The sequence below is a fragment of the Sulfurimonas sp. genome, from assembly GCF_032250635.1.
Lineage (GTDB): Bacteria > Campylobacterota > Campylobacteria > Campylobacterales > Sulfurimonadaceae > Sulfurimonas.
Genome location: NZ_JAVVFL010000048.1, coordinates 1 through 11,876, shown reverse-complemented (window position 1 = coordinate 11,876; position 11,876 = coordinate 1). Strand labels below are relative to the sequence as shown.

Annotated in this window: 11 protein-coding genes and 1 pseudogene; 10 read left to right on the top strand and 2 right to left on the bottom strand. The window is 39.3% G+C overall.

The annotated features are described in order from the left end of the window. Positions 1 to 538, bottom strand: a pseudogene (locus tag RQ763_RS04520) (hypothetical protein); the annotation flags it as partial. On the opposite strand from RQ763_RS04520, the gene mltG reads away from it, so the two are divergent. The 10 genes from mltG to RQ763_RS04470 all read left to right on the top strand — a co-directional run bounded on the left by mltG (position 468) and on the right by RQ763_RS04470 (position 11,413). Then, positions 468 to 1,412, top strand: coding sequence for an endolytic transglycosylase MltG (gene mltG / locus RQ763_RS04515; protein ID WP_314151453.1), 945 nt, complete (start codon positions 468 to 470; stop codon positions 1,410 to 1,412). The pseudogene RQ763_RS04520 and the gene mltG overlap by 71 nt on opposite strands. A 127-nt stretch (positions 1,413 to 1,539) precedes the next feature. Then, the gene (locus RQ763_RS04510; RefSeq protein ID WP_314151452.1) at positions 1,540 to 3,732 is read left to right on the top strand and encodes an NADP-dependent isocitrate dehydrogenase; all 2,193 of its coding nucleotides are present in this window, start codon (positions 1,540 to 1,542) and stop codon (positions 3,730 to 3,732) included. Positions 3,733 to 3,912: 180 nt separating this feature from the next. Beyond that, the gene (mdh, locus tag RQ763_RS04505) at positions 3,913 to 4,875 is read left to right on the top strand and encodes a malate dehydrogenase (RefSeq protein WP_314151451.1); all 963 of its coding nucleotides are present in this window, start codon (positions 3,913 to 3,915) and stop codon (positions 4,873 to 4,875) included. After that, a complete protein-coding gene (gene fumC / locus RQ763_RS04500; RefSeq protein ID WP_314151450.1) occupies positions 4,872 to 6,260 on the top strand; it encodes a class II fumarate hydratase in 1,389 nt (462 codons plus the stop codon). Before mdh ends, fumC begins: the two co-directional genes overlap by 4 nt. 19 nt (positions 6,261 to 6,279) lie before the next feature. Further along, positions 6,280 to 7,452, top strand: a complete 1,173-nt coding sequence (gene sucC / locus RQ763_RS04495) for an ADP-forming succinate--CoA ligase subunit beta (RefSeq protein ID WP_314151449.1) — start codon at positions 6,280 to 6,282, stop codon at positions 7,450 to 7,452. 5 nt (positions 7,453 to 7,457) lie between these two features. Further along, complete coding sequence (gene sucD / locus RQ763_RS04490; RefSeq protein ID WP_314151448.1) at positions 7,458 to 8,330, top strand: succinate--CoA ligase subunit alpha; 873 nt, start codon at positions 7,458 to 7,460, stop codon at positions 8,328 to 8,330. A gap of 187 nt (positions 8,331 to 8,517) precedes the next feature. Continuing rightward, a complete protein-coding gene (locus RQ763_RS04485) occupies positions 8,518 to 8,853 on the top strand; it encodes a 4Fe-4S dicluster domain-containing protein (protein WP_314151447.1) in 336 nt (111 codons plus the stop codon). Continuing rightward, entirely contained in the window at positions 8,853 to 9,986 is a 1,134-nt protein-coding gene (locus RQ763_RS04480; protein ID WP_314151446.1) for a 2-oxoglutarate synthase subunit alpha, read from the top strand. The genes RQ763_RS04485 and RQ763_RS04480 overlap by 1 nt, the downstream gene beginning before the upstream one ends. Before the next feature lies 1 nt (position 9,987). Further along, positions 9,988 to 10,845 (top strand): 2-oxoglutarate ferredoxin oxidoreductase subunit beta, encoded by an 858-nt coding sequence (locus tag RQ763_RS04475; protein ID WP_314151445.1) that lies wholly within the window; start codon positions 9,988 to 9,990, stop codon positions 10,843 to 10,845. A gap of 10 nt (positions 10,846 to 10,855) precedes the next feature. Next, the gene (locus tag RQ763_RS04470) at positions 10,856 to 11,413 is read left to right on the top strand and encodes a 2-oxoacid:acceptor oxidoreductase family protein (RefSeq protein ID WP_314151443.1); all 558 of its coding nucleotides are present in this window, start codon (positions 10,856 to 10,858) and stop codon (positions 11,411 to 11,413) included. Positions 11,414 to 11,502: 89 nt separating this feature from the next. On the opposite strand, the gene RQ763_RS04465 is transcribed toward RQ763_RS04470, so the two are convergent. After that, positions 11,503 to 11,876 (bottom strand): TetR/AcrR family transcriptional regulator C-terminal domain-containing protein (locus RQ763_RS04465; protein WP_314151442.1); only part of this gene is annotated, 374 nt, incomplete at its 5' end.

Here is an 11,876-nt window from a genome sequence, read left to right as displayed (position 1 = left end):
CCGTAAAGCCAAGCTCTTTGTTGGCTTTTAAAATAAGGGAACCATTGATATTTAAGCCGTTTTCAAAAGCTTTTAACTCTTCAATTACTATGTATAGCAGACCGTTGTTTGGCAGAAGAGAACTCTTTAGAGTAAATGTATTTGATGCAAGATTGAGATAACCTTTTTGATTATCTATATATTGCACCTTGCCCTCGATGCCATTTAGAGTAATTTTCTCAACTACAAGCTCTTTTAGCCAGTTTGTAAAGGGTAGTATCTCTTTTACAATTTGAAGGATTTTTTTGTATTGGATCTCAGAGTTTTTATCGCTACTGTTTTTAGCAACTGCAATCTCATTTGCACTGATGGTTATTTTTTCGTCCCATTTAATGTATAATTTCTTAACTTTAATATTTTGGAATGATATATCATCTATATACAATCCATTTTGCAGAAGTATAAACGCAGCGAAGAGTAGTATAAATATGAACGACAAAATACTTATAAGTATAAAATGGATTTTTGAGATAGTGCTGATTATTATGTTGTCGTTCATCTATTACCTAAATAAGCCTATGAAATCCCCCCAGGTAATATATATCCCCACAGGTTCTATTAACAAGATTATAACACATTTGAGTGATAAAAATTTTAATGTAGGCAAACTAGATTCACTGCTGTTGAGGGTAATGGGCTCTCCTCAAAGCGGTTGGATAAATATAGGGGCAACTCTGAGTACGAGAGGCGATTTTTTATATAAACTTACAACCGCAAAGGCTGCGCTTCAAAATGTTACTTTAATACCTGGTGAAACTACACATATTTTTCTAGACCAGCTCTCGAGTGAACTAAATCTTAAAAGAGATATTTTACAAAAGGAGTATGAACTTCAAAGCAAACATATAGAGGGCGCATTTGTGCCCAATACATACAGTTTGCCGATGGGCATAACAGAGAAGATGGCAATAAAGATACTTTTAGGCGAATCGCTCTCGCAGATGAAGAGTTTGTCAATGAAGATTTTTGGAAACTATAATGAGAAGAAATGGTTTCATTTTGTAACAATCGCATCAATTATTCAGAAGGAATCAGCAAATATAGAGGAGATGCCTCTGGTTAGTTCGGTTATATATAACAGGCTGAAAAAAGGTATGAAACTGCAGATGGACGGTACACTCAATTATGGAAAATACTCACACATTAGAGTCACTCCAAAGATGATAAAAGATGATAACTCAGCGTACAATACATACCTGCACAGCGGCATTCCTGCGGCTCCCGTCTGCAATGTGAGTTTTGATGCCATAAAGGCTGCAATCTTTCCTGCGCAGACTGATTTTCTCTATTTTATGAAATCAAAGAGCGGTACGCACAATTTCTCACGTAACTATTCTACACATTTGGTCAATATAAAGCGTGCTACCAAATGAAACAGTTTTGTAAAATAAAGTAATCTTTACATCTGCTTACCTCAGATTATTACATCTTAGTGATATCATTGAACTTGTAAATTTTCATACACTTGATGAAAATAAAATATAAACTTGAGGAAACACAATGTCAAAAATTATTTGGTCAAAGATTGATGAGGCTCCGGCTTTAGCAACTTACTCATTACTTCCAGTTGTAAGTGCTTTTACAAAAACAGCGGGCGTTGAAGTTGAGCTTAGAGATATCTCACTAGCGGGCAGAGTTATCGCAACTTTCCCAGAATACTTAACAGACGATCAAAAAATCGCTGATGAGTTGGCTTATTTAGGCAAAGTAGCGCAAGAGCCGGAAGGTAACATTATAAAATTACCAAACATCTCTGCATCTGTTCCTCAGTTAAGAGAGTGTATTGCAGAGCTTCAAGAGCAAGGATATGCGCTTCCTAACTATCCTGAGGATCCAAAAACTGAAGAAGAAAAAGCTATTCAGGCAAAGTACTCTACATGTTTAGGTTCAGCTGTTAATCCGGTTCTCCGTGAAGGAAACTCAGATAGACGCGCTGCGGTTGCTGTTAAGAACTTTGCAAAAAAGAACCCTCATAAGTTGAGACCTTTTGAAAATCCTTCAAAAGCATATGTTTCACACATGGATGGCAATGGCGATTTTTACGCTAATGAGCAGTCTGTTATAGTAGATGGAGACCAAAAAGTAACAATCAACCTAAATGGCAAATGTCTTAAGGAGATCGAAGCAAAAGATAAAGAGGTTCTTGATGGCACTTTTATGTCCGTTAAGGCTCTTCAAAACTTCTACCAAAAAACATTAGATGATGCAAAAGCAAATGATGTTTTATGGTCTCTTCACTTAAAAGCAACGATGATGAAAATCTCTGACCCTATTATGTTTGGTCATGCTATTAAGGTGTTCTTCAAAGATGTCTTTGCAAAATATGCAGACGAATTTGCAAAACTTAGCGTAAATGCAAACATGGGACTTGGAGATCTTTACAAAAAGCTTGAGAAGTCTGAGAAAAAAGATGAGATAATTGCAGCTATTGAAGCGACCTATGATGTGCAGCCTCCAATGGCTATGGTTGATTCCGACAAAGGTATCACAAATCTTCATGCTTCAAACGACATCATTATTGATGCTTCTATGCCTGTTGTTATCCGTGATGGCGGAAAAATGTGGAACAGAGATGGTAAAGTTCAAGAGTGTGTTGCGGTAATCCCAGATAGCTCTTATGCAAGATTTCACCAAGGTATGGTAGATGATTGTGTAAAAAACGGTCAATATGATGTAACGACTATGGGTAATGTTGCAAATGTCGGTCTAATGGCGCAAAAAGCTGAAGAGTACGGTTCTCACCCTACAACTTTTGAAATGTCTGAAGGTGGAGTGGTTGAAGTAAAAGATGCGTCTGGCAATGTTCTTATGAGTCACAATGTAGAAGCAGGTGATATCTGGAGAATGTCTAGAACAAAAGATATCCCTATTAAAGACTGGGTAAGATTGGCGGTTGAACGTGCAAGACTTACAGGGAATCCTGCAGTATTTTGGCTTGATGAGAATAGAGCACATGATGCAAATCTTATTAAAAAAGTAAACGAGTATTTAAAAGAGCATGACACTGCCGGTTTAGAACTTCCTATCATGGATGTGGCTGCTGCAGTTGCTTATACCAATGCGAGAGTAAGAGAAGGAAAAGATACTATCTCGGTTACAGGAAACGTTTTACGTGACCACTTAACTGATATGTACCCGATTTTAGAGCTTGGAACAAGTGCAAAGATGCTCTCAATCGTTCCTCTTTTAGCAGGCGGCGGTCTATTTGAAACAGGTGCGGGTGGCTCTGCTCCTAAACACGTTGATCAATTCTCAGAAGAGGGTCACTTAAGATGGGACTCATTAGGTGAGTTTTTAGCGCTTGCTGAGTCACTTAGATATATTGAGCAGAAGCACCCTGATGCAGATCTTAAAGCTGTTACTGAAGCTTTAGATAAAGCAAATGAGGCTTACCTCGATAACAATAAAGCGCCTGGTAGAAAAGCGGGAGAGCCTGACAATAAAGCTTCTCACTTCTATTTGGCACAATACTGGGCAAAAGCATTAGCTGAGGGTAACAATGCTGAGTTAGCAGCTAAATTTGCTCCTATTGCTGCTGCTCTAGAGGAAAATGAAGCAAAAATTATGCAAGAGCTTTTAGCTGTTGAAGGTAAGCCACAAGATATCGGTGGTTACTTCCATCCAAATGATGCAAAAGCTGAAGCTGCGATGAGACCGTCTGCAACACTAAATGCTATAATAGACAGCATCTAATTATCTAACAATAAAGAGTTCTTCTCCCGCATGCCAGCCATGCAGGAGATGCTCTGTTTTTCTTTTTATGTGAAACCTATTGGTTCTACACAAAAGGCAAAAAAGTCTTTATATGATAATTTAAAGATACCTAAATAGTATTTGATTAAAATATCGTAATAATTTACTCAAGGAGTGCGTATGAATCAAGGAAAAAGAGTAGGAATAGTAGGCGCCGGAAATGTCGGTGCAACAGTAGCTTACTCTCTGGCAATGCTTGGTTCTTGTCATGAGATAATTCTTCGTGATAACAAGATTGATGTTGCCAAAGGAAAAGCGCTCGATATGAGTCAAGCTGCTTCAGCCGTAAGAAGTCACACTATGGTTACTGTAGCTGAAGATATGTCTGATTTGACAAACTGTGATGTAGTTGTTGTAACCGCAGGAAGCCCAAGACTTCCGGGCATGAGCCGCGATGATTTGCTTATGATAAATGCAAATATTACCAAAGAGGTTATTCAAGGCATTGCAAAATACTCTCCCGATGCAATCATAATCATGGTCTCAAATCCGCTTGATGCTATGACTTATGTGGCACTTAAAGAGAGTGGTTTTGAGAGAAGCCGTGTTATAGGAATGGCAGGTATTTTAGATAGTGCAAGAATGGCTAGTTTTATACAGGAAAAACTCGGATACGGCGGGGGTCAGATTCGTGCGTCAGTTATGGGTGGTCACGGTGATGACATGGTTCCTCTTCCGCGTTACTCGACTGTAGCAGGCGTTCCTCTTACAGATCTTTTAACATCTGCAGAGATTGATGAGATTGTAATTCGTACGCGTAACGGCGGTGCCGAAATTGTTAGTCATCTCAAGACGGGTTCGGCATACTATGCGCCGGCAAAATCGACGACTATAATGGTTGAAGCTATTTTAAAAGATACAAAACAGATTCATCCATGTGCGGTATATCTGGAGGGTGAGTATGGCTACTCTGACGTAGTTTCAGGTGTTCCGGTAATGCTTGGCGCAAACGGCGCTGAAAAAATTATTGAGATAACTCTTAATGACACAGAGAGAGAGATGTTTAAAAACTCATGTGACTCTGTTAAAACTTTGATTGACACGTTAAATAGAAATAAATTTTTTGAAGGAGAACAAATTTGAGCACTCGTATTGAAAAAGACACAATGGGAGAAATAGATGTCCCAGTAGATGCCTATTGGGCGGCACAGACTCAAAGATCGATAGAAAACTTTGCTATCGGCGAAGAGACTATGCCTTATGAGATAACAAGAGCATTTTCGTATCTTAAAAAGGCTGTAGCGCTTGTGAATAGAGATTTGGGCAAGCTTGATGCAAAAAAAGCAGATGCAATAGCGCAGGCTGCAGATGATATGTTGGCGGGCAAACTTGATGGAAACTATCCGCTGGTTGTTTGGCAGACGGGCTCAGGCACACAGTCAAATATGAACAATAACGAAGTTCTTGCAAACCGCGCTACAGAGATATTAGGCGGAGATTTTAGAGTTGAGAAGCTTGTTCATCCAAATGACGATGTAAACAAATCACAAAGCTCAAACGATACCTATCCGACAGCGCTCCATGTAGCGGCTGTTATTGCAGTAGAGACTCGTGTTTTACCGGCTATTGCCAAACTAAAAGCTACTCTTGCGCAGAAGTCTGCTCAATTTGAGTTAATTGTAAAAATAGGGCGTACGCATCTTCAAGACGCAACTCCTTTAACGCTTGGTCAAGAGATTAGCGGCTGGGTTGAGATGCTAAATAAGTGTGAAAAAATGGCTAAAGATTCTCTTGAAGCGGTTCGTGAGCTTGCACTTGGCGGAACAGCGGTTGGAACAGGTCTTAATGCTCATCCTGAACTTGGAGAGAGAGTCGCTAAAAAATTGACGGAATTGACGGGTCACGCATTTGTAACTGCACCAAATAAATTCCATGCACTCACTTCACATGATGCTTTGGTTTTTGCTCACGGTGCACTCAAAGCACTCTCAGCAGATATGATGAAAATTGCAAACGATGTAAGATGGCTAGCTTCTGGTCCAAGATGTGGAATAGGGGAGATTACTATTCCTGAAAACGAGCCTGGTTCTTCAATTATGCCTGGTAAAGTGAACCCGACTCAAGCCGAAGCCGTAACCATGGTTACATGTCAAGTCATGGGAAATGATACGACAATAGGTTTTGCGGCTAGTCAAGGTAACTTCCAGTTGAATGTTTTCAAGCCGGTAATCGCATACAATTTTTTACAGTCTTGCCGTTTACTTGCTGACTCCATTGTCTCTTTTAACGACCACTGCGCTGTTGGAATAGAGCCTGTTGAAGATAAAATTGATTTTTATTTGCAAAATTCGCTTATGTTAGTTACGGCTCTTAATCCATATATTGGTTATGAAAATGCGGCCAAAATAGCAAAAACAGCACATAAAAACAATTCAACTCTCAAAGAGACGGCAATAGAGCTAGGTCTTTTGAGTGCTGAAGAGTTCGATAAATATGTCATACCGCAAGATATGATAGCACCTAAGTAAATTTAACCAAGGAGAATAGATGAATATACATGAATATCAAGCAAAACAGATTTTTGCTAAATATGGCATTCCTACGCCAAAAGGTCTGATGGCTGAGAGCGTAAAACAGGCAGTAATTAATGCAGAAGAGCTGGGCGGACCTATCTGGGTTGTAAAAGCTCAGATACATGCAGGCGGTCGCGGATTAGGAGGTGGGGTAAAACTTGCTAAAAGCATTGATGAAGTAAAGAAGTTCTCAGAAGAGATTCTTGGGATGACTTTAGTTACTCATCAAACAGGACCTGAGGGCAAATTAGTTCAAAAACTCTACATCGAAGACGGTGCAGATATAAAAGATGAGCTTTACCTTGGCATTGTTCTTGACCGTGCACGCGAAATGCCTGTTATTATGGCTTCTACAGAGGGCGGTATGGCAATCGAAGATGTTGCACATGATACACCTGAGAAGATTATCAAAGTAGCGGTTGATCCTGCTATCGGTTTTCAAGGTTTTCATGGAAGAGAGTTGGTTTTTGGTTTAGGTATTACAGACAAAGCAGAGCAGGGTAAATTTATTAAACTTGCAGCAGCGCTCTATAAGCTTTACTTAGAAAATGATGCTGAAATGATAGAGATAAATCCTCTTGTAAAAACTGGTTCTGGAGATTTTATAGCACTTGATGGCAAGATGGGATTTGATGATTCTGCACTTGGACGTCACCCGGAGATTGAGTCGATGAGAGATATTAGTGAAGAGGATGCAGATGAGCGTGAAGCTAGTCAGTATGGTCTGAGCTATGTAAGCCTTGATGGTGAAATTGGCTGTATGGTAAACGGGGCAGGGCTTGCTATGGGTACTATGGACACCATTAACTACATGGGTGGAACTCCGGCAAACTTTCTAGACGTTGGCGGTTCTGCTAACGCTGAAACTGTTGCAAAAGGTTTTGAAATAATTCTTAAAAATCCTAAAGTAAAAGCAATTTTTGTAAATATTTTTGGCGGAATTGTTAGATGTGACCGTATTGCAAATGGAATCTTAGAAGCAACTAAGCTTGTTGATGTTCATGTGCCGGTTATTGTTAGACTCGATGGTACAAATGCACCCGAAGCGGCAGAGATTTTAAGAAATGCAAATATTGCAAATGTCATATCGGCAACAGACTTGGCAGATGGCGCGGCAAAAGCGGTAGCTGCAGCTAAAGGAGAGTAAGTTTTATGAGTATATTGGTAAATAAAGATACAAAAGTTATCGTTCAAGGTTTTACGGGCAAAGAGGGTTCTTTCCATGCTGAGCAGTGTTTGGCATACGGAACAAAAATTGTAGGCGGAGTCACTCCAAATAAAGGCGGAACTGAGCATTTAGGAAAGCCTGTTTTCAATACCGTTAAAGAAGCTGTTGCATCTACGGGCGCAACTGTTTCAATGATTTTTGTTCCGCCTGCTTTTGTAGCTGATGCTGTTATGGAAGCTGCTGATGCAGGGATTGAACTTGCTGTAGTTATCACAGAGGGTGCTCCTGTCCGTGACATGCAGGCAGCTAAAGCGTACGCGACAAAACATAACATGAAAACAATAGGACCAAACTGTCCCGGTATCATAACTGCCGAAGAGTGTAAGATCGGTATTATGCCTGGCATGATTTTCAAAAAAGGAAATATTGGACTTATCTCAAAATCTGGAACACTTACTTACGAGGGTGCAAACCAAGTTGTAAAACAAGGTTTTGGAATCTCTACGGCAGTCGGTATTGGCGGAGACCCGATTATCGGTCTTTCTTATAAAGATCTTCTGCCGATGTTTGAAGCAGACCCTGAGACACATGCTATCGTAATGATTGGTGAGATAGGTGGAGACCTTGAGATCCAAGCAGCAGCGTTCATTAAAGAGCATATTACAAAACCTGTTGTTGCTTTTATAGCAGGTCAAACTGCTCCAAAAGGTAAAAGAATGGGTCATGCTGGCGCTATCGTTTCAGGCGGAGCAGGGACTGCAGCAGAGAAGATGGCTGCATTAGAGGCAGCGGGCGTAAAAGTGGTTGTTTCTCCGGCTGATATCGGCAAAGCTGTAGCAGAGGTACTCTCTAGATAAGTATTGCCTCTTTGTGCGAGCTTCATTAAGTAACATTAATGTTACTAAGAAGCGCCATTAGCACAATTTCAGAGCAATATTAATTAAAGTAGGTTAACCTATCTGTAAAAATAAGTAACAGTTTAATGTTGTGACGTAGAGATACTTCACATGTTGTACTGCGCTTCAAAACAAAAGAGGAGAATAAATGGGAACTTTTAAAACTGAGAATCCAGGCAATCAACCTGTTTGGGTAAACACAAACAACTGCAAAGCTTGCGATATTTGTGTTTCAGTATGCCCTGCGGGCGTTCTTGGAATGGTGTATGAACCTACATCAACTCTTGGTGCTATGATATCTGTTCAGCATCCAGAGTCTTGTATAGGATGCATGGAGTGTGAATTGTCATGTCCGGACTTTGCTATATTTGTAGCAGAGAAGAAAGAGTATAAATTTGCAAAATTAACTGATGACTCAAAAGAACGTCAAGTAGCTATTGTAGCAAATAATTATATGTCACTAGAACAAAAAGGAGCTAAGTAATGGCAACTAGAGAAGTTATTTCAAGCGGTAATGAATTATCTGCATTGGCGGCAAAAGATGCGGGATGTAGATTTTTTGCAGGTTATCCGATAACTCCATCAAGCGAAATCATGCATGAGTTGTCTGATATGATGCCAGAAATCGGTGGAGCTTGTATCCAGATGGAAGATGAGATTGCAGGAGTTGCAGCAGCAATCGGTGCGGGGATGAGCGGTCTTAGAACTATGACAGCAACTTCAGGTCCCGGTATTTCGCTAAAAGCGGAAAATCTTGGTTTGGCTCAAATGACTGAAGTTCCTTTAGTCGTAGTTAACGTTATGCGCGGTGGTCCATCAACAGGTCTTCCAACACGTGTTTCACAAGGTGACGTTGCTCAAGCAAAAAATCCTTCGCATGGTGACTATAAATCAATTACACTGTGTGCAGGTTCATTGGCAGAGTGTTACACTGAAACTGTAAGAGCATTTAATTTAGCAGACAGATTTATGCAACCTGTATTTGTTTTACTTGATGAGACACTTGGTCACATGCATGGAAAAGCTATGCTTCCTACTGAAGAGGAAGTAAAAGCTGGAATCGTTCCAAGAAAGTCATTTGACGGTCCTGCAGAAGAGTATTTTCCATATGAGTGCGAGCATGATCAGCCGGCAGTTTTAAACCCGATGTTCAAAGGGTATCGTTATCACTTTACTGGCTTACATCATGATAAAAAGGGTTTTCCTACTGAAGAGATAGAGACTTGTAGAAAACTTATCCAAAGACTTGAAGACAAAGTTGAACTCCACAAAGATGAGATTGAACTATATGAAGAGTTCAATACAGATGATGCTGAAATATTAATAGTTGCTTATGGTTCAGTTTCACTTGCTGCGAAAGAGGCGATTAGACACCTAAGAGAAGATGGTATCAAAGCCGGTCTATTTAGACCTATAACGCTTTGGCCTAGTCCTGCGGAGAAGATGAGAGAGCTTGCAGCTAGAATTCCGAAAGTTTTATGTGTTGAGTTAAACATAGGGCAATACAGAGACGAAGTTCAACGTGCTACAGGTAGACTTGATATAAATGGTCTATTTAAAGTAAACGGAAGACCAATCTCTCCTTATGAAATAGTAAATAAAGTAAAGGAGCTCTAAGATGGCATTTAATTATGAGAACTACTTAAGATTAGAGAAAGTACCGACTCTTTGGTGTTGGGGTTGTGGCGATGGAGTTATTTTAAAAGCTTTCATCAGAGCTGTAGATAAGCTTGGACTTAATAAAGATGATGTTTGTGTAGTATCGGGAATTGGATGCTCTGGAAGATTTTCATCTTACGTTGATTTCAATACCGTTCACACAACGCACGGTAGAACAGTTGCTTTTGCAACAGGTATAAAATTAGCAAATCCTGATAAATATGTAATTTGTGTAGCCGGCGATGGAGATGCACTTGCAATTGGCGGTAATCATACTATTCACGGATGTAGAAGAAATATAGACATAACTATGATAGTTATAAACAACTTTATTTACGGTTTAACAAACTCTCAGACGAGTCCTACAACTCCACAGGGTATGTGGACAGTGTCTCAAAAAGCCGGTAACATAGATCCTACTTTTAATGCTACTGATTTAGCAATAGCTGCAGGAGCATCTTTTGTTGCTAGAGAGAGCATGATAGACCCTAAAAAACTTGAGAAAATTTTTGTTAAAGCTATTGAGCATAGAGGTTTTGCATTCCTTGACGTATTGTCAAACTGTCATATAAACCTAGGAAGAAAAAACAAAATGGCTTCTGCAATGGAAAACCTAGCTTGGATAGATAATATTACCGTTTCTAAAAAGAAATATGATGCCATGAGCGAAGAAGATAGAAAAAATCTTTTGCCTACAGGAATTCTCAAAGAGGATACAGAAGCAAAAGAGTATTGTGACATGTACGCAGAAATAATCAAAGTTCATCAAGGTAAGAGAAAAATACTTACTCAAGATGACTTTGAGAAAAAAATATAAGGAGAGCGCAATGGCTAGAACATTAATGAGATTTACCGGTGTCGGTGGGCAGGGCGTTCTTCTTGCGGGTGAAATTTTTGCTGCAGCAAAGATTAAAACAGGTGGTCATGGACTAAAAACAGCGACATATACGTCTCAGGTTCGTGGTGGACCAACGGTTGTTGATATTACACTTGATGATGATGAGATATACTATCCATACGCAAATGACGGTGAGATTAGCTTTATGCTCTCTGTTGCACAGGTAAGTTATGATCAATTTAAAAAAGGTGTTCAAGAGGGTGGAACTATAGTTGTAGATCCAAATCTTGTTAAGCCTAGTGATGAAGATAGAAAAAAATGGAATGTAATTGAGATTCCAATTATTACTATTGCAAAAGAAGAGGTTGGTAATGTTATTACTCAATCGGTTGTTGCACTTGCAATAGCAAATACAATTATGAAACCTCTCGATAGAGAAGTTTTAATTGAGACGATGCTCTCGAAAGTACCAGCTAAAGTTCATGATGTAAATAAAACAGCATATGATCTTGGTGAAAAGTATGCCAACGAAGCAATGAAAAAATAGTTATATTTCTCAGACGGTCTTTTAAAGACCGTCTTTTTTTTAAATCATTCTCCAATATTAAATAGTATGAATACTCATATTAAAAAATATCATACTCTGATGCTTTCCCAAAAGAACTCCACATGCTTTTCGAACTGCGTTGAAAGAGCTGTTGTAGGCGTACTGTCAAATCTAAGAAGAGTAATCTGAAGCCTTATATAGAATAGGGTGGATATGAACTCATACGCAACCATCATAGGGTCTGCAGATCGTATTAATGAGCTCTGCATCATAATAAAAAATGCCTCTGAGAGCATTTTAATATTCTCATCGTGAAATTCATTCATGAACTGCTCTCTAAGCTCTCTGTTTTGAAACAACTCTATCATTAGCAATCTAAACATATTCTCATTGTTTTTATCAAACGTGAGGAGCTTATACTGCATAGCAAATTTTTGTAAAAAAGCCTTTCCTTTTAACGCAG